Source organism: Micromonospora humida, from assembly GCF_016901255.1.
Taxonomy (GTDB): Bacteria; Actinomycetota; Actinomycetes; order Mycobacteriales; family Micromonosporaceae; genus Micromonospora; species Micromonospora wenchangensis.
The window spans coordinates 1-23,973 of the sequence record NZ_JAFEUC010000018.1 but is presented as its reverse complement, the minus strand read 5'-3'; the positions used below and the strand labels follow the sequence as shown (position 1 = coordinate 23,973).

Here is a 23,973-nt window from a genome sequence, read left to right as displayed (position 1 = left end):
CCGGGTCAGCCGGCGGCCGGGTCCTCCATCACGTTGACCATGAAGTAGGCCGACCGCTCCAGGTAGTCCCAGAGAGTGGCCGCCAGCTCCGGCGGCAGGTCCAGGTCGTCCACCGCCCGGCGCATGTGGCGCAGCCAGGCGTCCCGCTCGGCCGCGCCGATCCGGAACGGCGCGTGCCGCATCCGCAGCCGGGGATGCCCCCGCTGGGCCGAATAGGTGTTCGGGCCGCCCCAGTACTGCATCAGGAACAGCGTCATCCGCTCGGTGGCCGGCCCGAGGTCGTCCTCCGGGTACATCGGGCGCAGCAGTGGATCGTCGGCGATGCCGGCGTAGAACCGGTCGACGAGCCGCCGGAAGGTGGGCTCACCACCGACCGCGTCGAAGAAGGTCGTCGACGGAACGGGCCGGAGGTCGCCTGCGGAATCCACCGTTCCATCCTGCCAGGTACCGCGACGCCACGACCGCCGCCCAGCGGCCGATCACATCACAGCGTGCCGCCGAGGGGTCCGCCGTCCGGGCCGGGGCGGCGTCGAACCGGGCCGGTCGCCCGCCGGTGACCCGGCGTTGGCCAGGTCGGCGGCCTTCACGGCGGCGTCCACGGTGGCCCGGTCCGGCCAGCGCAGCGCGGTGGCCAGCATCAGCAGCACCCCGGCGGCGCTCCACACCCCGACCACCACCGGCACCGAGAAACGGTCGGCGAGCATGCCGGTGACCAGCACCGCACCGCCCTGGATCACCTGGATGCCGGTGGCCATCACGCCGAAGGCACGGGCCCGGTAGCCGTTGGGCAGGGCCCGGACGAACAGACCGTTCGCCGTCGGGATCAGACCGGCGACCGCGAAGCCGCAGGCCGCCGCGAGCAGGGCGACCACCAGGGGAGGCGGGTTCAGCAGCGCCGGCACCAGGGCCAGCGGGGCGAGCACCGCCAGCGGTCGCATCAGGGTGAGCCGGCCGGCGGGCGACACCAGCCGGCCTACCAGCAGGCCGCCGACGATGTACCCGACCGGGTTGGCCGCCATGATGACGGCCTGGGCGGCACCCGAGTCCAGGCCGTTGCCGGAGCGTTCACCGGCCCACGCGGCGGCCAGTCCCTCCGGGACGATCGAGAAGAGCATGGCGCTGAACACCAGCAGGCTGATCGCCCGCAGCACGGGGGTGCCGAAGACGATCCGGAAGCCCTCGCCGGTCTCCCGCAGCAGGTGGGTCCGGTGCGCCGCGCTCAACGTCGGCTCCCGGTCGTGCACGCCGAGCTGGACGAACAGGGCGGACAGCCCGAAGGTGGCCGCGTTGAGCAGCAGTGCCGCCGTCGGGCTGACCGCCGCGACCGCCGCGCCGGCCAGGTAGCCGACCACCTGCGCGGCCTGGCTGGCGCTGGCGTTGAGCGACAGCCCGAGCACCAGCCGGTCGCCGGTGAGGATCGCCGGCAGCAACGCCGAGCGGGCCGCCTGGCTCGGCGGGTTGGCCAGGGTGGCGGCGAAGAGCAACGCGAGGATCGCCCAGACCGGCAGGCCGGGCAGCACGATCAGGACGGTCAGCAGCATCCGGATGACGTCGCAGGTCACCATCACCCGCCGGTGCCGGTACCGCTCGGCGAGCGCGGCGAGCAGCGGGCCGCCGACCAGCCACGGCAGGTAGCTCACCGCGAACGCGGCGGCGGACAGGGCGACGGAGCGGCTCTCCTGGTAGACCAGCACGGTGACGGCGGCCTTGGCGACGTAGTCACCGACCCAGGACAGGACACTGGCGGCGAAGACCGCCCGGAACTCCCCCTGCCCGAACACCTCGCCGAAGGTGGCCGGCCGGTCCGGGGCGGGTCGCTGGTCGGACACCGTCGCCTCCATCGTGCCCCGGCACCGGCCACTTGTGATGGCCCGGCGGGGCCCCGTCGTCAGATTCGCGGATCAGCGATGACGTGATCACGCTCCCGGGAACGCGTGCACCGGATTCTGCCCGATCGTCTGACAACTGACTAGGGCGAACGGATTGATCGTCGCATCCCCGACTGAACGAACGGACGATACCGGAGGGGCCGCCCGGCGCGCGAGCCCCGACCATCGGACCACATCGGACAGGGGGTGAGCTGCGGTTTCAGCTACCCCCGGCCCGCCCGGCACCCGTGCCGCCGGTGCCCGCCGGGGTCCCCGGTGCCGTCGGACCGTTCGTGCCCGCCGAATCGTCCGTGCCCGTCGGGGTGGCCGGACCCGTCGTAGCCGCCGGGCCGGAGGCGGCGGAGGTGCCGGCGGCCGACGGGGCGGTCGGACCCGACAGGCCGGCGGCGGCAGTCGGGGCGGCGGTGCCGGTGGCCATGCCGACCGGCGGCAGCCCCGGATAGAGCCGGGCCGCCGCGATCCGAGCGGTGATGCCGGAGTTCTCCAACGCCTCGGCGAGCCGGCGACGCAGCTCCCGGCCGACCGCGAACTGGCCGTCCGCCGTGGTCTTCACCACCGTCCGGATCACCGCGCCGTCGACGGTCATCTGCTCCACCCCGAGCACCTCGGGCGGCTCGACGATGTCGGAGGACAGCTCCGGGTCCACCGCCACCGAGGCGGCGGCCGTGCGCAGCACCGCGTTGGCCTCCTCGGTGCCGGCGAACCCGATCGGCAGGTCGACCACGACCAACGCCCAGCCCTGGCTCTTGTTGCCAACCCGGATGATCTCGCCGTTGCGGATGTACCAGAGCACCCCGCGACCGTCGCGGACCGTGGTGACCCGCAGCCCCACCGACTCGACCACCCCGGTCGCCTCGCCCAGGTCGACCGTGTCGCCGACGCCGTACTGGTCCTCGATCAGCATGAACAGCCCGGCGATCAGATCCTTCACCAGACTCTGCGCGCCGAAGCCGAGCGCCACCCCGGCGATGCCGGCGCTGGCCAGCAGCGGGGCCAGGTCGAAGCTGAACTCGCGCAGGATCATCAGCAGCGCGATGCCGAAGACGAACGCGGTGACCATGCTGCGCAGCACCGAGCCGATCGCCTCGGCACGCTGGCGACGCCGCTCGGGGACGAACTCGGTCGGGTCGAGCGTGGCGGTGGGCACCCGCTCGCGCAGCGGACGCAGCAGGGTGGGCACCGCCCCGTCGGTGGTGGTCCGGACCAGCCGGTTGATCGTCCGGTGCAGCGCCCAGCGGGCCACGAACGCCAACAGCAGGATCAGCACCACCCGCAGCGGCTTGAGCAGGATCCAGTAGCTGCCCTCGGCGAACCAGGCCGACCCGGTCACCCGGTAGAGGTACTCGCAGGAGGTGCTGCCCAGACAGTCGGCACCCGAGCCGTCCCCGGCACCCGGGCTGCCACTCGGGGCCGGGCTCGGTGCGGCGGACAGGACGACGGTCGACAGGCTGAGGGCGCTCACCCTGTCTTAGTACCGCAGCGGACGCGGGGGCCGTCGGCCGGCCCACCGGAGAGTCCCGGCCCATGATCGTACGGCGCCGAACCGGACATCTTCCTACATCGTGCGGAGGGTTCCGCGGGTACCCCGGATTAGTACGTGCATTACGCGGTCCGATCAGGGACGATTGGCGTCAACGGACGACGGTGATCCCGCCGGAGTCGGTCGTGGCCCTCGGCTGCCCGGGGCTCGGCCGGCGCTGCCAGCGGTGGGAGCGGCTGGACCGGGAGGGTGAGCACGATGCCTGACATACGACCCACGGTGGGCTCCGGCGCGCTGGTCCTCAACGCCACCTACGAGCCGCTGTGTGTCGTGTCCGTGCGTCGCGCCGCGATCCTGGTGCTCTCCGCCAAGGCCGTCTGCGTCGCCGACGGCGACGGCATCCTGCACAGCGCCCACGACGCGCTCCCCGTCCCCTCGGTCGTGCGGCTGACCCGGTTCGTCCGGGTGCCCTACCGCACCCACGTCGGGCTCTCCCGCCGGGCGATCTTCGCCCGCGACGGCAACCGCTGCGCCTACTGCCGGGGGCCGGCCGAGACCATCGACCACGTCTTCCCGCGCAGCCGTGGCGGCCGGCACGCCTGGGAGAACGTGGTCGCGGCGTGCGCCCGGTGCAACCACACCAAGGGCGACAAGACCCCGGCCGAGCTGGGCTGGCGGCTGCACTGCCTGCCGGCGGCCCCGAAGGGCAACGCCTGGCGGGTGCTCGGCCACCGCGCGCCCGACCCACGCTGGGCGGACTGGCTCGACCTGCGGGAGCCGCTGCGCGAGGCCGAAGCCGCCTGACCGCCGGGTGGAGCTGAGCCGCCTGACCGCCGGGCGGGGCTGAGCCGCCCGACCGCTGCGCCCGCCTGACCGCCGCGTCGCCGTCGGGTGCTCCCGGGGCGGTCGGAACGACCGCGCGGGTCAGCGGGCCCGGACCAGGGTGGCGTACACGACGACGTTGTCGGCGTAGCCGGTCCCGCCGCCGACCCAGCGCCCGCCGCAGGTGATCAACCGCAGGTTGGGGCGGCTGAAGTCGCCGAAGATCTCGTCGACCGGCAACCGTTCCTTGCCGTACCGCTGCACCTGGTCGACCTCGAAGACGGCCACCCGGTGATCGGCCCGGGTCACCTCGATCTCGTCGCCGTCGCGCAGTTCCCGCAGCCCGTGGAAGACCGCCGGGCCGGTGGTGGTGTCCACGTGCCCGACGATCACCGCCGGGCCGTACTGGCCGGGAGTGGGGCCCTGGTCGTACCAGCCGGCCTCCTGGGCGCGGGCGGCGGCCGGGACGTCGATGCTGCCGTCCGGGGCGATGCCGACCTGGTGCACCGGGGCCCGCACGTCGATCCGGGAGATGGCGATCTGGGTCGGCGGGCTGCCCGCCAGCACCGGGAACCGCTTCGGTGGCGGGCGCAGGCCGGCGACGAACCGGTCCGGCAGGACGCTGAGCCCGGTGACCCGCTCCACCCCGAGCATCGCCACGATCAGCAGCATCACCGCGGCGATCGCCAGCACCGGCAGGCCCGGCCCGGACCCGGCGAACCGGCCGCCGAACGCCGGCACCCGGGGCACCGGGCGTACCGGACGGGCCTGGGTGACCGGGTCGGCGGTGGTCACGCTGGCGGAGAAGGCCTGGCCGGCGACCCGGCGGAAACGCCGGGCGGCGCGGCGGGTACGGGCGGCGATCCGGTGGGCGGCGCGCCGGCTGCCGGCGGCGACCCGGACGGTACGCCGGGCCGCCGCCCGCAGCCGGTGGCCGGCCGGCCGCGAACGGGTACGGGCCATGGCGACAGGCGGTCAGGCACCGGGCCGGGGCCGTCGGCGGTTGCCGCCGAAGACGCCGAGCCCGGCCGCCACGGCCACCACGGCCAGGCCACCGACCAGCAGCAGCGAACCGCTGCCCCGGTCACCCGCCGTCCCGCCGCCGCCGGTCGCCGGGCCCTTGCTCGGCTGGGCCATGTTCAGCACGGTCAGCATGGTCGAGGCGGTGTTGCCGTTGGCGCACCGCAGGTCGACCGGGTAGTCCCCGGGCTGCTTGTTGCCGGGGACGGTGACCGCACCGGTGAGGAAGCCGTTGTCGGGCCGCAGCACGACCCGCCCGAAGGCGTCCGAGTGCACGGTGGCCTGCTGGTTGTTGGCGTTGTCGCAACTCGCCCGGACGTTGACCCGGGTGCCGGCCTGCGCGGTGTTCGGCGTGACCTCGACGAAGGTGTTCTCCCCGGCGCGCGCCGGGGTGGCCGCGGCCAGGACGAACACCCCGACCAGGGTGAGCATCGCCAGTACGGCGTGGACGGCACGACGGTGCAGAGTGAGCCCCCGCATGATTCCCCCCTCCCGGCGACGGTTCGCCGGAATCCTGCGACGGGTGTGCGGGGCTGCATTCCCGCTGGCCCGGGGGCAAACCCGGACTCGGGCCCGCCCGGGGTCAGGCGGGTGGCAGCGGGGTGACCGGATGCCACTGCAACGGGCTGGAGAGCACCATCGTGCTGGACGGCTGCCCGTACGGGGCGAGCCGGTCGATCACCGCCTCGAACTGCCCGATCGAGCCGGCGGCGACCTTGAGCATGCTGCACGCGTCCCCGGTGATCCGGTGGATCTCCTGGATCTCCGGCCAGTCGACGACGTTCGGGTCGTGCAGGATGCACCGTGGGCCGTAACAGGACATCCGGATCAGCGCCACCACTCCACGGCCGGCGCGGGCCAGGTCGACGTGCGCGTGGTAGCCGGTGATCACCCCGGACTCCTCCAGCCGGCGGACCCGTTCGGCGACCGCCGGCGGGGACAGGTGCACCCGCCGGGACAGCTCGCTGTACGACAGCCGCGCGTCGGCCTGCAACTCGCGCAGCAGGGCCCAGTCCATCTCGTCCACGTACCGACCTTATCTTCGGCAGGCCGATCGGCCGAAGTGCCTTTCGTTCGTCAAGTGAGAGCCGCTCAGCTCCATCGAAGCGGCATTCCGCCACGGGTACGTGACGGGAGATCATGTTCGGACAGCCGAACCGGAGGAGGCGAGACGGTGGAACAGACGGACCTGCGGACGCACGCCCCGAACCCGGTGGTGCGCCCGTCCACCCCGCAGCAGCGTCGGGCCCGCGCCGCCCGCAACGGCGGTGAGCCCACCCTGGAGTTCGCCGACCGGACGCCCTACGACGCGTACGTGCACGCCAGCACCCTGCACACCCTCCAGCAGCCGCTGAGCAGCGACCCGGGTGAGATGTCCTTCCTGATGGTCAGCCAGATCATGGAGCTGTACTTCGGGCTGACCTGCCACGAGCTGCGCCAGGCCCAGCGTGACCTGCGGGCCGACCGGGTGTGGGCGGCGCTCGCCCCGCTGCGCCGGGCCGCCCTGCACCTGGAGGGGCTCAACGCCGCCTGGCGCGGGCTGCGCTGGATGACCCCGGCCGACTTCAACCGCTTCCGCAACCTGCTCGGCGAGGGCTCCGGCTTCCAGTCCGCGATGTACCGCCAACTGGAGTTCCTGCTCGGGCTGCGCGACCCGGCGCTGATCCGCCCGTTCCGCCGCCAACCCGGGGTGTACGACGACCTGCGCGCCGCGCTGGCCACGCCGAGCCTCTGGGACGACGTGGTCGCCCTGCTCGGCCGGCACGGGCACGAACTGCCCGCCGAGCTGCGGGACCGGGACGTCGCCGACGAGCACCTGCCGCACCCCCGGGTCGAGGCGGCCTGGGTGGCGGTCTACGACGACGACGGGCCGGACAACCACCTGCGGCAGCTCGGCGACGCGCTGGCCGACGTGGCCGAGCAGTTCGGCGACTGGCGCTGGAACCACGTCAAGGCCGTGCAGCGCACCATGGGCGCCAAGGTGGGCAGCGGCGGCTCGGCCGGGCTGGCCTGGTTGCAGCGCAGCATGTCCCGGGTGGTCTTCCCCGAACTGTGGTCGGCCCGCACCGCGATGTGACCCCGGCGGTGAGCGCCTGCGGTGGGTGACGCCCCGGCCCACGGACCGGCCCCGCCGCCGGGCGGAGCGACGGGACCGACCGGTACGCGGTCAGGAGTGCGGGCAGGTGTCCCGGTACTCCTCGATGGCGCTGCCCCGGGGTGCCGGGCAGAGGAACTGCTCGTAGCGGGTGTCGTCGTCGACGAACCGCTTCAGCCAGGAGATGCTGTACTTCGCCACGGTGACGTTCGGCGAGGTCGGCGCGGAGTGGCCGGCCGCGTTCAACTCCAGGTACGCCTTGTCCAGGCTCGCCGGCAGGCTGGTGTAGAACGGCTCCGAGTGCGACGCCACCGGGGCGGTCGAGTCGTTCTCCGCGCCGATCACCAGCGTGGGAACCCGTACCGACGACCAGTTCTTGACGGTGTGCCAGCCGGTCAGCGGGATGGCGGCCTGCAACGCGGGCCGGGTGTTCGCCGCCGACAGGCTGCCACCGCCGCCCATCGAGTGCCCCATCACCGCGAGCCGGGTGCGGTCGATCCGGCTCCGCACCGCGCTGCTGCCGGTCAGGTAGTCCAACGCGGCCAGCAGTTGGGTGCCCCGGGAGGCCGGCTGGTCGTACACGGAGAGGGTGTCGATGGTGATGACCACGAAGCCCTGCGAGGCCAGCCGGGGGCCGAGCCAGGCGACGCTGGACTGGCTGGCGGTGTACCCGGGGGAGATCGCCACCGCGCCGAAGGTGCCCTCGGCGGTGCTGGTCGGGTAGTAGATCGTGCCACCCCGGAACCCGCTGACGGCGGACGCCGCGACGGTGCTCTGGGCGATGGCGAACGGCCCCCGGGTGGCCTCGATGCCGGCGGTCGTCGGGGCGGGGCCCCGCTCGTACGGGTTGGCGGCGACCGCCGCGACCGTCCGGCCGTCGACGGGCGCGGCGCTCGCCGAGGGTGCGGCGAGCGCGCTGCCGCCGACCAGGGCGAGCGCGAGCAGCGGACGGCTGACCAGCCGGGGCCAGGGCCGGCGGGACCGGGTGGGGTGGGGGTGGAGGGCGGGCACGGGTTGCACGGGGGCTCCCTGCGGGTGGGTGGACCGGAATCGATCGAGAACGTCCGATCGGTACGGGCCATCCTCCGGGTCCCGGCGTCGAGACCGGCAATCCCGGCCGGGTCATGTCAGCGGAATATGGGGCGGACGCCACACCCGTGCCGGTCGTGTCGTCCCGGCGCGATCGGGTACCGAACCGGCAGGATGGGACCGGGTGACCCGACTCGTCGCCGCCGTGGGGCCGCTGGAACACTTGAGTGACAGGTGGGATCGGCACCCCGCAGGCTCGCGGGGCGTCGGCTCCGCTAACGTGAATGGCAGCGGAGTCGGGAGCCGGTGTCACGATCGTCCACCCGACCCGGAAGCTCTGGTCTCTCTTACCGCCTGGGGGCGTTGGGATTGTCTGTCACTGACACGTTGCTGATCTTCGTCGGCATCCCGGCGGCGGTGGTGCTGGTGATCGTCGGGCTGGTCTTCGCCGCCAACCACGGCAGCGGCGGCGGCGCCAAGCGCTACCGGCCGGGCCGACGCTTCGACTTCACGCCGGTCTGGTTCCTGGGCCGCCCGGAGCAGTTGGCCGACTCGGCCGGCACCGCCCTGGCCGCCGGTGCCCAGGCGCCGGCGCTGACCAGCCACAAGCAGCAGCAGGCCGGCATCGAGGCGCCGGCCGGTGGAACCGGAGGCGCAAGTGACCGTTGGTGAGCAGGTCGACCAGGCCGGCACGGGCACCCCGCCCGAGGTGCTGGACGGGCCGTTCTCGACCCGGCAACTGCTGCGCATCGACGAGGCGCTGCGCCTGGCCGACCAGGGCAGCGGCCTGGTCTTCTCGGTCTACGTCGGCGGCCTCGACGAGCCGGTCCGGGAACACGCCGAGCGGCTGCACCGCCAGCTCGCCGAGCCGGACAGGTCGGTGCTGATCGCCGTGTCGCCCAACCAGCGCCAGCTGGAGGTCGTCACCGGCCGGTACGCCCGCAAGCGCATCCCCGACACGTACGTCAAGCTGGCCGCGCTGTCCATGGTGGCGTCCTTCGGCGGCGGGGACCTGGCCGGCGGCATCATCCAGGGCCTCGACCAGCTCGCCAGCCACGCCGGTCGGGCCTGAGCCCCACCCGCACGTCCCGAACAGTCCGGAGCCCGGCCCGCACCACGCGGACCGGGCTCCGTCGCGTCCGTTGGTGCCGAACCGGCCGGCTGCCGGTCAGCGGGGCCAGTCGCGGGGATCGAGTCGCATCGGCCACGGCTCGTCGACCGGCACCGGCTCGTCCGGACCGACGGTGCCGACGAGGTTGTAGTGCACCCCCTTGACCAGGCTGTACCGGTAGACGACGGGACCGAAGTCGCTCCGCTCCACCCGCCAGTAGGCGGGAATGCCGGACTCCGCGTAGAGCGCCGGTTTGGTCAGGCGGTCGTGACGGCGGCTGTTGGGCGATTCCACCTCGACGACCAGAGCGACGTCCGACGGGTCGGCCCACATCCGGTCCCGGGGCGCGCCCGGCCGCAGCACGGTGACGTCCGGGATGAGGTTGCCGGCCAGCACCCGGACCCCGATCTCGCGGATCACCCGCCAGTCGGCCGGCGCGTTCTGCCGTAGCGCCATCCGGATGTCGTCCGCGAGCTCGTGATGGTACGGGCCGGCCGGAGGGGTCACGTGCAGACTCCCGTCGATGATCTCGTAGCGGTTCCCGTCCTCGGGCAGCTCAACCAGGTCCTGTTCGCGCCAGTCCCGCTCGGGCGGCCGCCATTCGTACGTCGGCTGTGCCATCGCTCACCTCCTCGCCCCACGATAACGGCCCGGGGCCGGCGTGGGCTCGCACCCGCGCCGGCCCCGGGCCGTGCCACCTCGACGTCAGCTCCTGCGGGCGTCCCGCGCGCGGGCCTTCAGCGCCCGGACCACCCCGTCGCGTCCCTCGGCCACCAGCCGGCGCAGCGGCGCCGGGTGGCCGTCGCCGGCCAGCCACGCGTCGGTCGCCGCCACCGTCTCCTCCTCGACCAGGTACGCCGGGTACGCCAGCTGTACGAACTCCTGCGCCGGCTCGCTGTCACGCTGCGCCCACACCTGCGCCACCGTGGCGAAGTACCGCTCCCGGTACGGCGCGGTCAGCGCGACCTGCGTCGGGTGGGTGAGACCCTGCAACAGCGCCCGGTTACGCCAGTTCGGCAGCGCGTCCGGGCCGGTCAGCAGGGACCACACCGTCGCCTTGTTCTCCGCGGTCGGCACCAGCGCGTGCGCGTAGGCGGCCTCCCGCTCGCCGGAGGCCGTCCGGTCGCCGGCCAGCTCCGCCTCGATCTCGGCGGTGCCGGCCGCACCCTTGGCCACCAGCGACTGCAGCACCGTCCACCGCAGCTCGGTGTCGATGGTGAGGCCCGCCGGCACGTCGGTGCCGGCCAGCCACCCGCGCAGCGTCGCCAGGTCCTCGTCGGCGCGGGCCGCCGAGGCGTACGCGCGGGCCCAGGCGAGCTGGAAGCCGCTGCCCGGCTCGGCCGCCGCCAGCGTGTCCCGGGCGGTGCGGGACAGTTCGGCCCAGCCGGTCGGCGCCCAGGCCGGGTCGGCGTAGAAGATCAGCGCGGTGCTGGCCTGCCGCAGGGTGGCGGTGACCAGGTTGATGTCGGTCTCGGCGGGCAGCCCGGCCAGTACCAGCGCGACGTAGTCGCGGGTGGACAGTTCCGCGTCGCGGACCATGTCCCAGGCGGCCGTCCAGCACAGCGCGCGGGCCAGCGACGAGTCGAAGCCGGCGATGTGCTGCACCACGGTCGCCATGGACCGCTCGTCGAGCCGCAGCTTGGTGTAGGTCAGGTCGTCGTCGTTGAGCAGCAGCACGTCGGCGGCTGGCCGTCCGTGCAGCACCGACAGTTCGGTCACCTCGCCGGTGACGTCCACCTCGACGCGTTCGCGGCGGACCAGCCGGCCGTCGGTCAGGTCGTACAGGCCGACGCCGATGCGGTGGGTGCGCAGCGTCGGGTGACCGGCCGGGGCCTCCTGCCGGACCAGCACCCGCTCGTAGCCGCCGTCGGCACCGATGGTCACCTCGGGGCGCAGGGTGTTGACCTGCGCGGTCTCCAGCCACTGGGCGGCGAACTTGCGCAGTTCCCGGCCGGAGGCCGTCTCCAGCTCCGACAGCAGGTCGTCGAAGGTGGCGTTGCCCCACGCGTGCTTGCCGAAGTACGCCCGCAGCCCGGCCAGGAACGGCTCCTCACCGACGTACGCCACGAGCTGCTTGAGCACGCTGGCGCCCTTGGCGTACGTGATGCCGTCGAAGTTGACCTCGACCGCCTCCAGGTCCGGCATCTCGCAGTAGACCGGGTGGGTGGAGGAGAGCTGGTCCTGCCGGTAGCCCCAGTTCTTGCGGATCGACAGGAACGTCGTCCACGCCTCGGAGAACCGGGTGGCGTGGGTGTTGCACCAGTGGCTCGCCCACTCGGCGAACGACTCGTTGAGCCACAGGTCGTTCCACCAGCGCATGGTGACCAGGTCGCCGAACCACATGTGGGCCAGCTCGTGCAGGATCGTGTTGGCCCGCTGCTCGTACTCGAAGTCGGTGACCTGCGAGCGGAACAGGTAGTGCGACTCGGCGTGGGTGACGCAGCCGAAGTTCTCCATCGCGCCGGCGTTGAAGTCGGGCACCCAGAGCTGGTCGTACTTCGGCAGCGGGTACCGCACCCCGAACTGCTCGTGGAAGAAGTCGAAGCCCTGCTTGGTGATCAGGAACAGGTCGTCGGCGTCCAGGTGGGGGGCCATCGAGGCCCGGCAGAAGACGCCCAGGTCGATGCCGTCGTGACTGTCCCGCACCTCGTGGTACGGCCCGGCGCACAGCGCGGTGATGTAGGTGCTCATCCGTGCCGAGGTGGCGAAGTGGACGGTCTTGAGCCCCTCGCCGGCCGGTTCCTCCCGCTCGACGGGCATGTTGGACACCACCCGCCAGTGCGCCGGGACGGTGGCGTGCCAGGTGTAGACGCTCTTCAGGTCGGGCTGGTCGAAGCAGGCGAAGACCTTCTGCGCGTCGGCCGTCTCGAACTGGCTGTAGAGGTACGTCTCGCCGTCGACCGGGTCGACGGTGCGGTGCAGGCCCTGACCGCTGTTGGAGTAGCCGAAGTCGGCGTCCACCACGAGCACGTTCTCGGCGGCCAGCCCGGTCAGCGCCAGGCCCTTCTCGGCCGACCAGCCGGCGAGGTCCACCGGCTCGCCGTTGAGCGTGGCCGCGCGCACCGACTCGGCGGCCGTCTCGATGAAGGTGCCGGCACCGGGTTCGGCACAGCGGAACCTGACCTCGGTCACCGACCGGAACGTGCGGCCCTCGGCCTGCACCGCCGTTGACAGGTCGAGGTTGATGTCGTACCCGGTGACCTCCAGCAGGCGGGCCCGCTCGGTGGCCTCGACCTGGGTCAGGTTGCGCACTCCTGGCACTTTCGTCTCCATCCCACTCTCGCCGCCTTCCGGCTGCGCCAGCCCCTGCCGGCCGCTCGTGGCGGCGACCCGAGCCGAGTCTTCCATGCACCGACCCTGCGGTGGTCGACGTCACGCTCTCATTCCGCTACCGATCGATGCCGTGGGGGGTGAGGATCGAGGGAAACCGCGCCGGGTCCGCCGGCGTGTCTGACGTCACGAAGGGACTCCACCGTGACCGAACGTGTCGCCGTCGACATGTGGTTCGACCCGCTGTGCCCGTGGGCCTGGATCACCTCCCGTTGGCTCCTGGAGGTCGAGCAGGTCCGGGATGTGGACATCAGTTACCACGTGATGAGTCTCTCCGTCCTCAACGAGGGCCGGGAGCTGCCCGAGCAGTACCAGGAGATGATGAAGCTGGGCTGGGGGCCGGTGCGGGTCTGCATCGCCGTGGAGCAGGCGCACGGCGGCGCGACGCTGGCGAAGCTCTACACCGCCATGGGCACCCGCATCCACCTCGGCAAGGAGCCGCTGGGTCGGGAGATGATCACCGCGGCGCTGGCCGACGTCGGGCTGGACCCGTCGTTCGCCGACGCCGCCGACTCCACCGAGTACGACGAGGCGCTGCGGGCCAGCCACGAGGCCGGGATGCGCCCGGTCGGCACCGACGTCGGCACCCCCGTGGTGCACGCCCCCGGCCCGGACGGCGGGAAGATCGCCTTCTTCGGCCCGGTCATCACCCCGTCGCCCAAGGGTGAGGCCGCCGGCCGGCTCTGGGACGGCGTCCTGCTGGTCGCCGGCACCCCCGGCTTCTACGAGCTGAAGCGGTCCCGCGAGTTGGGCCCGATCTTCGACTGACCGCCACCCCGGTGGGGTCCGGCCCGATCGGGCCCCGCCGGGGACGGTTCATCTGGTGGACCCGGCGCGGGGTCGGCGTCGCGCGGGCCGTCGTCGCCGGTAGCGTCAACCCCCATGACGGTCGTGCATCCGATCGCCCGGGCCTGGATCACCACTGGCGGCACCGGCGCGCAGAACTACGACGAGTTCGCCGACGACGCGGAGATCACCGCGATCATCGAGGCGAACCCGCACAGTGCCCTCGGCATCGAGATGCCCCACCGGGCGCCGGAGAGCCTGGGGAAGTCCTTCTCCGACGCGCTCGGCGACGCGGTGGCCCGGCTCGCCGAGGCCAAGGCCGACGGCAGCTACACCCCCGCCGAGCAGGTGGTGGTCCTCTACCGGATCAGCGCGCCGGGGGAGGAACCGGCGTACGGGCTGTTCGCCATGGTCGACACCGACCAGATCTCCACCAGCGCCGACGAGCCCGGCCTGGTGATCCGCAACGAGGACGTCTTCATCGCCAAGGTGCGGGAGCGGGTCGCCCTGGCCGAGGCGCTGGGGCACCTGCTCTCCCCCGTACTCCTGCTCCAGACCGGGCGCGGTGACGAGCTGCACGCCGCGCTCGCGACGGCGACCGACACGGCGGGCGCGCCGGCCGCCACCGACACCGACCAGGCCGGCCGCACGCACGCCATCTGGTTGCTCGGCCCCGGCCCCGAGCAGGACGCGCTGACCGCGTTGGCCGGCGGCGGCGAACTGGTGGTGGCCGACGGCAACCACCGCAGCCTGGCCGCGCAGACCGGCGGTTTCCCGCGCTTCCTCGCGGTGGTCACCACCCCCGCGTCGGTCGCCATCCAGCCCTACAACCGGCTGGTCAGCGAGCTGCCCTGCACCCCCGACGAGCTGCTCGACCGGCTGCGCGCCGCCGGCGCGCGGATCAGCCCGGTCGAGGGCCCGGTCGAGGTCCCGGCGGCCGGCGGCACCGTGCACCTGCGGCTCGCCGGCCAGGGGTACGCGGTGACCCTGCCGCACGACGCGGACGCCGCCCGCCTGGAGAACCTCGACCACGCCCTGGTGGAGCGGCTGCTGCTGCGCGACGCGCTCGGCCTCGACCCGGGCGACAAGCGGATCACCTACGTCGGCGGCGACTACCCGGCGAGCTGGCTCACCGGCGAGGTCGACGCCGGCCGGGCGGAGCTCGCCGTCCTGATCGCCCCGGTGACGGTGGACGACTTCGTCGCGGTGAACCTGGCCCGGGAAAAGATGCCCCGCAAGAGCACCTGGTTCACCCCGAAGGCACGCGGCGGCCTGGTCGTCGCCGAGCTGCCCCGCTAGTTCCTGTGACGAATCCGCCCCGGCACGCCGCCCCCACGGCGGGCCGGGGCGCGGCCCTGACAGACTGCCCGGTATGCGCGTCTACCTGGGATCCGATCACGCCGGTTTCGAGTTGAAGGTGCACCTGGCCAATCACCTGGCCAAGCAGGGCTACGAGCTGGTCGACGTCGGCCCGCACGCCTTCGACCCCGACGACGACTACCCGACCTTCTGCCTGCACACCGGCGACCGGGTGGTGGCCGACCCGGGCAGCCTGGGCGTGGTCATCGGCGGCTCCGGCAACGGCGAGCAGATCGCCGCCAACAAGGTCGCCGGCGTCCGGGCGGCGCTGGCCTGGAGCATCGAGACCGCCCAGCTCGGCCGGCAGCACAACGACGCCAACGTGGTGGCCGTCGGTGCCCGCCAGCACACCCTCGACGAGGCCGCCGCCATCGTCGAGGCGTTCCTCACCACCCCGTTCTCGGGCAACGAGCGGCACGCCCGGCGGATCGCCCAGGTGGCCGAGTACGAGCGCACCCGCGAGCTGCCCGAGCTGCCCGCCCCCGCCGACCTGTCCTGACCGCCGCCCGCGCCGGGCTGCTGCCGGCGATCCGTCGACCGGGCCGGTCACCGGCCGGCCCGGTCACCGACCCGAACGGGGCAGGTCCTCCCGGGGCACCCAGTTCCGCCGGATGATCACCAGGCGTTCCTCGGCCTCGGCCAGGTCCTGCTCGGTGGGGCGGGCCGCGTCCCGGGCCCGTAGCGCCGCCCGGACGCTGACCTGCGACGAGCCGGAACCGACCAGCCCGCGTAGCCCCCGCTCGCCGTCCTCGCCGCCCGGGGCCCGGCGGGCCCGTGGCGGTGGGGCCCCGTCGTGCACCTCGGCCGTCGCCGCCGTCGGCGGCTCACCGCCGCCGGTCGTGGGCTCCGGCTGGTGCCGTAGCCGGCGTCGCCGCCGCTCCGCATCCACCATGTCCCGACCGTACCGTCCGGTGGCCTCCGCCGGGCCGGGCCGGGCGCGGCAGTTTGTCCGCTCGCTACCCTCGAAGACGGTGGACCGGTCGACGGCCGGCACCGGTCATGGGGAGGAAACAAGATGGCAGACCAGACACAGCCGTGGGCCGAGCGGACCGTCGAGGTGCCACCCCAGCCCGGTGTCGGGGTGCCACCGCAGCGGGAACCGTTCCGTCGGGGCGTGGCCTCGGTGGGGCAGCCCCGGGCTCCGCGCACCGAGCCGTTCCCGGTGGTCGGGCACGAGCACGACCAGTCCGGCTGGTCCGAGCCCGCCGCGCCGCGCCGGCCGATGAGCTGGCACGTGGAGCAGTTGCGCCGGGGTGGCGAGTGGAGCGCGGCCGGCGCCCTCTTCGCCTTCGTCTGCTGGGGCATCTGGGCCATCTCCGGCCGGGGCGACCTCGGCGCTCCGCTGCTGACCTTCCTGCTCAGCCTGCTGGTGGCGGCCGGCCTGTTCGCGCTGTCCCGGCTACTCGGCCGGGTCATCCTGGAACGCCAGCTCGGCCGGGTCCGCCGCAGCGCCCGGGGCGCGCACCTGGTGACCGGGATCTTCCTGGCCGGGGTGGGCATCGCCTACCTCCAGCAGACCCAGTGGGTGATGGACGCCTGGAACTTCGTCACCGGCAACTGAGCCACCCGACCTCCGGTACGGCGGGCGGGCCGGGTGGTGACCCGGTCCGCCCGCGTCCGGTCGCGGGGTTGCCCGCGACACCGGTCGACTCCTCCAGGCCGGGCGCTGGCATACCCCGCCGCCCCGGCTTCATCCCCGCCCGGCCGGGTGATCCCGCGCGCCGCGCCGCACCGCCGGGCCGCGATCGTATGACCCCAACAGGATGTTGATGCACGTGAATTCGCCGCTCTAGGCTCCCGCCATCGAACCGGCGCCCCCACGAGGCGCGCCGCCGAGGGTTGGAGGCCCCCGTGAACCGTTGGCGCAGTCTCACCGGCCGGATGGCCGCCACGATCGTGGCGATCACCGCCGGGTCGCTCGTCCTGACCGCCCCGGCCACCGCCGCGCCCACCCCCGACGCAGCCCCGTCCGTCGTCGGCGGCACCCGGGCCGCGCAGGGCGAGTTCCCGTTCATGGTCCGGCTCTCCATGGGCTGCGGCGGGGCGCTCTACAGCCCCCGGCTGGTGCTCACCGCCGCCCACTGCGTGAACCGCACCGGCACGAACACCAGCATCACCGCGACCCTCGGCGCGGTCGACCTCCAGTCGAGCAGCCGTATCCAGGTCAAGTCCAACTACGTCTACCGGGCCCCCGGCTACAACGGCAGCGGCAAGGACTGGGCGCTCATCCGGCTCGCCACCCCCGTCACCTCGCAGGCCACCCTGCCCATCGCCACCACCACCGCGTACGACAACGGCACCTTCACCGTCGCCGGCTGGGGTGCCGCCCGGGAGGGTGGCGCGCAGCAGCGGTACCTGCTCAAGGCCACCGTGCCGTTCGTCAGCGACGCCAGCTGCTCGTCCTCCTACCCCGGCGAGCTGATCCCCGCCGAGGAGATCTGCGCCGGCTACGCCAGCGGTGGCACCGACACCTGCCAGGGTGACTCCGGCGGCCCGATGTTCCGCCGCGACGCCGCCAACGCCTGGATCCAGGTCGGCATCGTCAGCTGGGGCGACGGCTGCGCCCGGCCCAACGCCCCCGGCGTCTACACCCAGGTCAGCACGTTCGCCGCATCGATCGCCTCGGCCGCCGCCAGCCTCGGCGGCTGACCCACCGACCGCCCCCCGGGCCGCTGCGCCACCGACCGCCCCCGTGGCAGCCGGTGGCGCAGTGGTGTCCGGCCGTTCAGCCGTCCCCGGCCCTCAGCCGTCCCCGGCGAACCGGTACAGCACGAAGTCCCGCTCCGCCCCGCAGACGATCACCGACGTGTTCCACGCGCACGACTCGCTGCGGACGCCCTGCAGCTGCCCCATCTCGGTCAGCCCGCCGGACTTCGACACCCCGGCCAGGCTCCGGTCGTCCTCGACGCTGCTCGGCGTCTCGGCGAAGACCAGCAGGTTGCCGGCGTCGACCCGGGCCGCGACGCCCTTGCGGTCGGTCAGCACCGCCTTCCCGGCCGGGTCGAACAGGCTCACCGAGGTCTTCGGCAGCTCCCGCCGTACGAGCAGGTGCTCACCCACCGGCACCAGGCCCTGTCCGCCGGGCGCCGCCCAGCGGCGACTGCCCTTGCCCTCGGTGGCCGCGACCACCTCCGTGCGGTCGGCGTCGCCCTCCGGCACCTCCAGCAGGCAGGCCCGGTGCTCGCCGCAGGCCACCAGCGCGGTGACCCGCCGCTGCTCACCGGCGCTGTAGAGCACCGTCGGCTCGGCGAAGCTGCCCAGGTCGTAACCGAGCAGCTTGTATCCCCGGTCCTCCGCCACCACGTACAACCGGTCGCCGGACGCGACCATCCGGTCGCTGACGTCGGCGACCCCGTCGCGACGACGCACCACCTCGCCGCTGTCCATGTCGAGCACCCGCACCGACCGGTCGGCACCCACCTGCACCAGCCGGTCGGCGTCGCCGAGCCAGGGGGTGTCGGACGTGCCGTCGAACCCGGCGGGACCGACCACGCTCTGCGCGGTGCCCACCCGCAGCACCGTGGTGCGGGTGTCGCCGTACTCGCTGCGGGGGTTGTCCAGGGTCCACTCCTGCCGGCCGTCGCGCAGCCGCAGCCCGACCAGGCGGCTGCCGGCGCGGTCCACCCAGACCAGCCGCTCCGGGGTGACGTGCACCGCATCGTCGCCCTGCACCGGCAACCGCCACCGTTCCCTGCCGTCGCCGGCGTCGAGCACCACCACGTCGCGGGGGGTGCTGTCGCCGGCCGCGTCCGCGACGACCAGCACCGCCCCCGGCACCGCCCGGACCCCCTTCCACTGCTCACTACCCGCTGTGATCGTGTTCCGCCATGCCTGCTTCCCGGTGCCGGCGTCGACCGCCACCACGGTCAACCGGTCGTCGGAAAGCTCGTAGGCCAGGTAGGCGCGGTCACCGAGCACGGCGGTGAACATCGCCGTCGGCCGGTCCCCACCGGCGGCGGGCCGGGCCACCTCGGCGAGCGTGTGGAACTCCAACGCCGGGTAGCGGTCCCGGGTGAACCAGAGGGCCGCCGCGCCGAGCACGCCGAGCAGCGCCAGCCCCGCACCGAGCCCGATCCACAGCCGGCGACGCCCGCGCCGCACCGGCGTCGAGGGGCCGGCACCGGTCCCCGGTGGTGGCACCGCCCCCGGTGGTACGCCCGGCCAGCCCGTCGGATACCCGCCCTGGGCCGGTACGCCGCCCGGCACGGTCCCGTCCGGCGGCATCCCACCCGGGGTCGGCACCGGCGTCGCGCCTGATCCGACCACCGGTGTCCCACCGAACGCAGTGCCCGCCCCGGCCACCAGGGTCGCGCCGGGTCCCGCCGGCAGGGTCGCGTTCGGTTCCTGCGGGAGGGTGTGGCCCGGGCCGGCGGGCGCTGCGCCCCCCGGCAGGGTGGCGGCCGCGTTGGCAGCTCGGCCGTCACCCGGACCGACCGGGGCGGACGCGGCGTCGGGTGCCCCCGGCGCGGCGTAGTGCGTCGCAGCGGCCGACACCTGTGCCGCAGTGGCCGACGCCTGCGCCGGGGCGGTCGACGCCTGTGCCAGTTCGGCCGACGCCTGTGCCGGGGCGGGCGACGGCTGTGCCGGGGCGGGCCCGGCCGCGCCGGCCGACCCGGGACGCCGGCCCGGCCGGGGCAGCGGCAGGTCGGTGAGCGCCCCCTCGGCCACCGGCAGCTCGGGTTGCTCCAGCACGGTCGGCGCGACCCCCAGCTCGGCGTGCAGCAGCCGGGCCACCAGCGGCACCCGGGACGAGCCGCCGACGAGGAACAACCCGGCCAGCCGGTCCGGGGTGAGGCCCGCCTCGGCGACCACCTCCCGGGTCCGGGCGACCGCCCGGGTCAGCAGGGGAGTGGCGAGCTGCTCCAGCTCGGCCCGGCCGAGCGGGACGGCGGTCTCCAGGCCGGGCACCGCGACCGGGGCCACGGCGACCCGGGACAGCATCTCCTTCGCGCCGCGCACGTTGTCCCAGAGCTGCTGCCGGTCCCGCCACTGCCCGGTCGTCTCCGGTCGGGTCAGCCGGGCCCAGAGCGCCGCCTGCCCGTCACCGACCAGCTCACCGACCCGGGCGAGCAGGGCCGCGTCGAGGTCCAGCCCGCCGAGGTCGGCCATCCCGCCGGTGGCGATCACCGTGAAACCCGAGTCGCCCCACGGGTCGGCGCCCTCGTTACGGACGACCGCCACGTCCAGGGTGCCGCCGCCGAAGTCGAACACCGCCACCGACTCGCCCACCGGCACCGGCCGCCGCAGCACCTCCGTGTAGTAGCGGGCCGCCGCCACCGGTTCCCGCAGCAGCCGGGTGCCCACCGGCACCGGACCGGACATGGTGTGCTCGGCGGCCGACGGCCAACCGGCCAGCGCCAACGCGTCGTGCAGCACCTGCCGTCGGGGAGCTTCCCAGGCGGCAGGATAGGTGAGCACCGCCGGGGGCAGGAACCCCACCGTCGCCACCGCCTGTTCGGCGACCGTCCACAGGGTCGCGGCAAGCAGCTCCGCCGGGGCGTACGACCGGTCGCCGAGGAGGACCGTCGGCTCGTCCACCCGACGTTTCGGGTTCGGCTCGTACCGGGTCGGGTCCGCCTGGGCCAGCCGCTGGGCGTCCCGGCCGACGTGCAACCGGCCCTCGGTGTCGGCGTAGACCCCGGAGGGGAGGATCGGCTGCCCGTCGACCAGCAGCGGTCGGGTCCGCCCGTCCGGCCAGCGCAGCACGGCCACCGTGTTGGACGTGCCCAGGTCGACGCCGAGGGCGTATCCGTCCTGCTGGCCTGCCATCCGTCGCTACCTCCACCGGACGAGGGGATGCCCGGTCCCGCATGGTACGCAGCCCCCGCCGCCCCCGGCCGGTCCGGCCGCTGCGCCCTCGCTCCGACGCCTCCCGGGGTCCGTCGCAGCCCTGGCACAGCCGCGGGGTCCGGCCCGGCCCGGCGGCCGTCAGGCCCGGCGGCCCGGCTCGGGTGGGGGGACCCGGTCGGCGTACGCGCCGGGCGGCCCGGAGTAGCGCCTGCCGTCCCGGTACGGCGAGGCGTTGGCGGTGCACCCGTGCAGGCCCAGCGTCTGCTGCTGCATCACCGGGGCCGGCCGGCCCCGCCCCGGGCACCGCTCGTGGCCGTGGCCGAGCCGGTGCCCGACCTCGTGGTTGACCACGTACCGCCGGTAGACGGCCAGGTCCGCGCCGTACCCCGGAACCCCCTTCACCCAGCGGGCCACGTTGATCACCACCCGGTCGCCGTTGCGGCACGAGGTGTACCCGTCCGCCGCGTCCCCGCACAGCTCGTCGCGGGTGCCCGGGGTGGCCAGGTGGACGGTGAAGTCGGCCGGCCCGCCGGGGCCGACCCGCCACAGCCGCAGCGCCCCGCCCGTGGTCCACCCCTGCGGGGCGGTCAACGTCGCGCTGACCTCGGCCGCGAACTCCGCCACCGGCAGCCCCCGGATGTCGCGCTCCACCGCCACCCGGTACCGCAGCAACCGGCCGGTGCCCCGGGGTGCCGCCGGTTCGCCGGCCGCGACCTGCCAGCGGTTGGTCCCGTCCGCCGGGTAGCCGACCGGGGCGGGCCCGGACCGGGCGGGCGTCCCGGCGACCGGTCCGACCGGTTGGGCGGACCCGTCCGCCCGGTCGGACCCCGCCGGGGCGGGTGTCGCCGTCGACCCGGCCGGGGAGGGCGGTGCCGCCGCCGGTATCCCGCAGCCGCTCAGCCAGGCCGCCATCAGCAGCGCCGTCACCGGCCGTCCGCGCCGGGCGCTACCCTTCGTCGCCATGGTGCCTCCTCCGCCCGCCGCCGGGCGGCGTCGGGCAGCGGGAAGGACGGGCGGCCCGCCGGAACAGTTGATCCCGTCGGGACTCAACCTTTCGGTGCCCCCGTCCGTCCTGTCCGGCGTGGCAATGGGGAAGAGCGGGCATGGCCCGGGGTGACGCCGAGTTCGTCGAGTTCGCCCGGTCCGCCTCCGGGCGGCTCAGACACGCCGCGTTCCTGATGACCGGCAACCACCACCAGGCCGAGGACGCCGCGCAGACCGCCCTGGTCCGCACGTACGCGTCCTGGTCGCGGATCCGCGACCAGGACGCCTACGGGTACGCCCGCACGGTGCTGGTCAACCACCTCGTCGACGGGTGGCGGCGGCCGATCCGGGAGTACCCCACCGACGACCTGCCCGAGCAGCGGCGGGGCGACGTCGCCGACGACGTGGCCACCCGCCGCTGGCTGCTCGACATCCTCGGCGCGCTCAGCGCCCGCGAGCGGGCCATCGTGGTGCTCCGCTACTACTTCGACCTACCGGAGGCGCAGGTGGCCCGCGAACTGGGCGTATCGCTCGGCACGGTGAAGAGCACCGGTTCCCGGGCGTTGCAGAAGCTGCGCGCCACCGGGATCCCGGCGGCCCAGGGGACCGGCCGATGACCGAGCTGGAGCAGTTGCGCCGGGCGATGCGGGCGACCGAACGACCGTACCCCGAGGATCTCGACCTGACCGTGATCATGCGGGACGGCCGGCGGCTGCGCCGACGCCGCCGGCTCGTCGGCGCGGGCGCGACGGCGCTGGCCACCGTGCTGGTGGCCGGCGGCGTCGGACTCGGCGTGCGGTGGGCCGGGCCGCCGGCTCCGGACCGCCCACCCGCCCACGCCGCCACCGTGCCCGACGCGACGCCCCCGGCGACCGCGTCGCCGACCCCCGGACCCACCCGGTGGGAGCCGCCCCGGAAGCCGATCGGCGAGGTGGTCGACACCGGCATCCGGTACGGCGTCGAGCAGCGGGTGTACTACCTGGTGGCGGTCGACGTGCCCGAGACGCCCCGGGTGCGGATCGGGTTGATGGCCGGCCGCCGCACCCCCGCCGGCGAACTGACCGACGACATCGTCCTCAACGACGTGCGGGGCAGCGACCGGCGACCGGGCTTCCACGAGATCGGGTACGACGACGCGACCCCCTCGGACGACCGCCCGCCGGTGCCGACGTTCGGCTACTTCGTCGGACCGGCGAGCCGGATCGTCGGCACCGCCGGGGGCCGGCAGGTCGACGCCCGGCTGGCCCGGTGGAGCACCGACCCGGAACTGGTGATCTTCTGGTTCGATCCGGTCGACCTCACCCCCGGCGTACGACTCGACGGCATCGTCGCCCGCGACCGCTCCGGCCGCCTGCTCTGACCGGCGACGGGGCGGCCGGGTGTCCCGGTCCGGGCGGCGTGGCGGTGCGTACCTGTGGGCGCGGACCTCGTGCCGGGCTCCGGTCCGTCGGGTGGCCGCCTCCCCGCGTGCTTGTATCGTCCCGGGCGTGACGCGCTCCGACTGGTCAGACATCCGTCGACGGCTCGCCCGGTTGGCCGCGACGCCGGACTCCGGTGCGGTGTTCGGTGCCGGCGACCACGGGTGGGAGCTCGAACCACCACTGACCGCCGAGGAGTTGGCCGAGGTGGGGGAGCAGTTGCGGGTGGAGCTGCCCGCCGAGTACCTGTCGTTCCTGCGGGAGGCGGGTCGGGGCGGCGCGGGGCCGGCCTACGGGCTGTTCCCGATGCGCCGGCGCGACGGACGGTGGCAGTGGGAGGGCGACGGCGCGGACCTCACCACACTGGCGGCGCTCGGGCGTCCCTTCGCCCACGTCGAGGCGTTCAACCCGGCCGACGGCCTGCCCGCCGAACCCGAGGAGGACGACTACGACTCGCCGGAGGCGTTCACCGCCGCGCAGGACGCCCACTGGGAGCGGTACGAGCAGGTCGTCTACACGCCGGAGAACTCGGTCGGCCTGCTCTACCTGTGCCACCTCGGCTGCGCGTTGCGGGAGGCACTCGTCGTCAGCGGTCCCGCCCGGGGGCAGATGTGGGCGGACGACATCGCCGAGGGCGGCGGGTTCCGGCCGCTGTACGACGACGACGGGACGCCGCTGGGCTTCGCCCGCTGGTACCGGCGCTGGCTGGAGGCGGCCGAGCGCGAGGTCGCACCCGGCTAGGTTCTGTCTTGCGGATCATGAGTGTCGCTCGTTAAGCCTGGTATGGCGCGAGGTGATCTCACGAACCACGAGTGGGCTGTGCTGGCACCGTTGTTGCCGGCGCAGCCCGTTCGGGGTGG

The 23,973-nt window shown here is 74.2% G+C and carries 23 protein-coding genes and 1 pseudogene; 12 read left to right on the top strand and 12 right to left on the bottom strand.

Translation table 11 applies throughout. The features are described from left to right. Positions 1-5: 5 nt before the first annotated feature. From JQX11_RS28635 to JQX11_RS28625, 3 genes and pseudogenes are all read right to left on the bottom strand, one after another. The gene (locus JQX11_RS28635) at positions 6-428 is read right to left on the bottom strand and encodes a globin (RefSeq protein ID WP_204928046.1); all 423 of its coding nucleotides are present in this window, start codon (positions 426-428) and stop codon (positions 6-8) included. Positions 429-479: 51 nt separating this feature from the next. Next, a complete protein-coding gene (locus JQX11_RS28630) occupies positions 480-1,841 on the bottom strand; it encodes an MFS transporter (protein WP_204928045.1) in 1,362 nt (453 codons plus the stop codon). 448 nt (positions 1,842-2,289) lie between these two features. After that, positions 2,290-3,321 (bottom strand): annotated as a pseudogene (locus JQX11_RS28625) (mechanosensitive ion channel family protein); the annotation flags it as partial. A gap of 306 nt (positions 3,322-3,627) precedes the next feature. Between JQX11_RS28625 and JQX11_RS28620 the strand changes: the two are divergent. After that, on the top strand, positions 3,628-4,173 hold the full coding sequence (locus JQX11_RS28620; RefSeq protein WP_204928044.1) for an HNH endonuclease: 546 nt from the start codon (positions 3,628-3,630) through the stop codon (positions 4,171-4,173). A gap of 120 nt (positions 4,174-4,293) precedes the next feature. On the opposite strand, the gene JQX11_RS28615 is transcribed toward JQX11_RS28620, so the two are convergent. The 3 genes from JQX11_RS28615 to JQX11_RS28605 form a co-directional block, all read right to left on the bottom strand. Further along, positions 4,294-5,154, bottom strand: a complete 861-nt coding sequence (locus JQX11_RS28615; RefSeq protein ID WP_204928043.1) for a class F sortase — start codon at positions 5,152-5,154, stop codon at positions 4,294-4,296. A gap of 12 nt (positions 5,155-5,166) precedes the next feature. After that, positions 5,167-5,691, bottom strand: coding sequence for a hypothetical protein (locus JQX11_RS28610; protein WP_232378786.1), 525 nt, complete (start codon positions 5,689-5,691; stop codon positions 5,167-5,169). Between the two features lie 103 nt (positions 5,692-5,794). After that, complete coding sequence (locus JQX11_RS28605) at positions 5,795-6,238, bottom strand: Lrp/AsnC family transcriptional regulator (protein WP_204928042.1); 444 nt, start codon at positions 6,236-6,238, stop codon at positions 5,795-5,797. 147 nt (positions 6,239-6,385) lie between these two features. Here JQX11_RS28605 and JQX11_RS28600 point away from each other — a divergent pair, with 147 nt between their 5' ends. Further along, on the top strand, positions 6,386-7,288 hold the full coding sequence (locus tag JQX11_RS28600; RefSeq protein ID WP_204928041.1) for a tryptophan 2,3-dioxygenase: 903 nt from the start codon (positions 6,386-6,388) through the stop codon (positions 7,286-7,288). Positions 7,289-7,378: 90 nt separating this feature from the next. On the opposite strand, the gene JQX11_RS28595 is transcribed toward JQX11_RS28600, so the two are convergent. Then, positions 7,379-8,326, bottom strand: a complete 948-nt coding sequence (locus tag JQX11_RS28595; RefSeq protein ID WP_307826398.1) for a poly(ethylene terephthalate) hydrolase family protein — start codon at positions 8,324-8,326, stop codon at positions 7,379-7,381. A 378-nt stretch (positions 8,327-8,704) separates the two neighbouring features. On the opposite strand from JQX11_RS28595, the gene ctaJ reads away from it, so the two are divergent. Further along, on the top strand, positions 8,705-9,007 hold the full coding sequence (gene ctaJ, locus JQX11_RS28590; RefSeq protein WP_431886645.1) for an aa3-type cytochrome oxidase subunit CtaJ: 303 nt from the start codon (positions 8,705-8,707) through the stop codon (positions 9,005-9,007). Then, a complete protein-coding gene (locus tag JQX11_RS28585; protein WP_145921345.1) occupies positions 8,994-9,407 on the top strand; it encodes a DUF5130 family protein in 414 nt (137 codons plus the stop codon). Before ctaJ ends, JQX11_RS28585 begins: the two co-directional genes overlap by 14 nt. Positions 9,408-9,503: 96 nt before the next feature. Here JQX11_RS28585 and JQX11_RS28580 read toward each other — a convergent pair whose 3' ends face one another. Next, positions 9,504-10,067, bottom strand: a complete 564-nt coding sequence (locus JQX11_RS28580) for a Uma2 family endonuclease (protein ID WP_204928040.1) — start codon at positions 10,065-10,067, stop codon at positions 9,504-9,506. A gap of 84 nt (positions 10,068-10,151) precedes the next feature. After that, complete coding sequence (gene pepN / locus JQX11_RS28575; protein ID WP_204928135.1) at positions 10,152-12,698, bottom strand: aminopeptidase N; 2,547 nt, start codon at positions 12,696-12,698, stop codon at positions 10,152-10,154. Between the two features lie 222 nt (positions 12,699-12,920). On the opposite strand from pepN, the gene JQX11_RS28570 reads away from it, so the two are divergent. From JQX11_RS28570 to JQX11_RS28560, 3 genes are all read left to right on the top strand, one after another. Beyond that, positions 12,921-13,544, top strand: coding sequence for a mycothiol-dependent nitroreductase Rv2466c family protein (locus tag JQX11_RS28570; protein ID WP_204928039.1), 624 nt, complete (start codon positions 12,921-12,923; stop codon positions 13,542-13,544). A 114-nt stretch (positions 13,545-13,658) separates the two neighbouring features. Next, complete coding sequence (locus tag JQX11_RS28565; protein ID WP_204928038.1) at positions 13,659-14,861, top strand: DUF1015 family protein; 1,203 nt, start codon at positions 13,659-13,661, stop codon at positions 14,859-14,861. Between the two features lie 73 nt (positions 14,862-14,934). Further along, positions 14,935-15,420 (top strand): ribose-5-phosphate isomerase, encoded by a 486-nt coding sequence (locus tag JQX11_RS28560; RefSeq protein ID WP_088647123.1) that lies wholly within the window; start codon positions 14,935-14,937, stop codon positions 15,418-15,420. A 63-nt stretch (positions 15,421-15,483) separates the two neighbouring features. Here the strand turns inward: JQX11_RS28560 and JQX11_RS28555 are convergent, their stop codons facing one another. Continuing rightward, positions 15,484-15,813 carry a hypothetical protein gene (locus JQX11_RS28555; RefSeq protein WP_204928037.1) on the bottom strand — a complete coding sequence of 110 codons (330 nt, stop codon included), beginning with the start codon at positions 15,811-15,813 and terminating at the stop codon, positions 15,484-15,486. A gap of 123 nt (positions 15,814-15,936) precedes the next feature. Here JQX11_RS28555 and JQX11_RS28550 point away from each other — a divergent pair, with 123 nt between their 5' ends. Then, positions 15,937-16,482 (top strand): hypothetical protein, encoded by a 546-nt coding sequence (locus tag JQX11_RS28550; protein ID WP_204928036.1) that lies wholly within the window; start codon positions 15,937-15,939, stop codon positions 16,480-16,482. Between the two features lie 290 nt (positions 16,483-16,772). Continuing rightward, on the top strand, positions 16,773-17,570 hold the full coding sequence (locus JQX11_RS28545; protein WP_204928035.1) for a serine protease: 798 nt from the start codon (positions 16,773-16,775) through the stop codon (positions 17,568-17,570). A 93-nt stretch (positions 17,571-17,663) separates the two neighbouring features. Here JQX11_RS28545 and JQX11_RS28540 read toward each other — a convergent pair whose 3' ends face one another. Together JQX11_RS28540 and JQX11_RS28535 are read right to left on the bottom strand one after the other, a co-directional pair. Continuing rightward, complete coding sequence (locus JQX11_RS28540) at positions 17,664-20,690, bottom strand: Hsp70 family protein (RefSeq protein WP_204928034.1); 3,027 nt, start codon at positions 20,688-20,690, stop codon at positions 17,664-17,666. 159 nt (positions 20,691-20,849) lie between these two features. Then, positions 20,850-21,674, bottom strand: coding sequence for a DUF3152 domain-containing protein (locus JQX11_RS28535; protein ID WP_204928033.1), 825 nt, complete (start codon positions 21,672-21,674; stop codon positions 20,850-20,852). Positions 21,675-21,814: 140 nt separating this feature from the next. On the opposite strand from JQX11_RS28535, the gene JQX11_RS28530 reads away from it, so the two are divergent. The 3 genes from JQX11_RS28530 to JQX11_RS28520 all read left to right on the top strand — a co-directional run bounded on the left by JQX11_RS28530 (position 21,815) and on the right by JQX11_RS28520 (position 23,854). Further along, positions 21,815-22,312, top strand: a complete 498-nt coding sequence (locus JQX11_RS28530; protein ID WP_204928032.1) for a SigE family RNA polymerase sigma factor — start codon at positions 21,815-21,817, stop codon at positions 22,310-22,312. Further along, entirely contained in the window at positions 22,309-23,055 is a 747-nt protein-coding gene (locus JQX11_RS28525) for a hypothetical protein (protein WP_204928031.1), read from the top strand. The genes JQX11_RS28530 and JQX11_RS28525 overlap by 4 nt, the downstream gene beginning before the upstream one ends. A 127-nt stretch (positions 23,056-23,182) precedes the next feature. Next, a complete protein-coding gene (locus tag JQX11_RS28520; RefSeq protein WP_204928030.1) occupies positions 23,183-23,854 on the top strand; it encodes an SMI1/KNR4 family protein in 672 nt (223 codons plus the stop codon). The last annotated feature ends 119 nt before the right edge of the window (positions 23,855-23,973 follow it).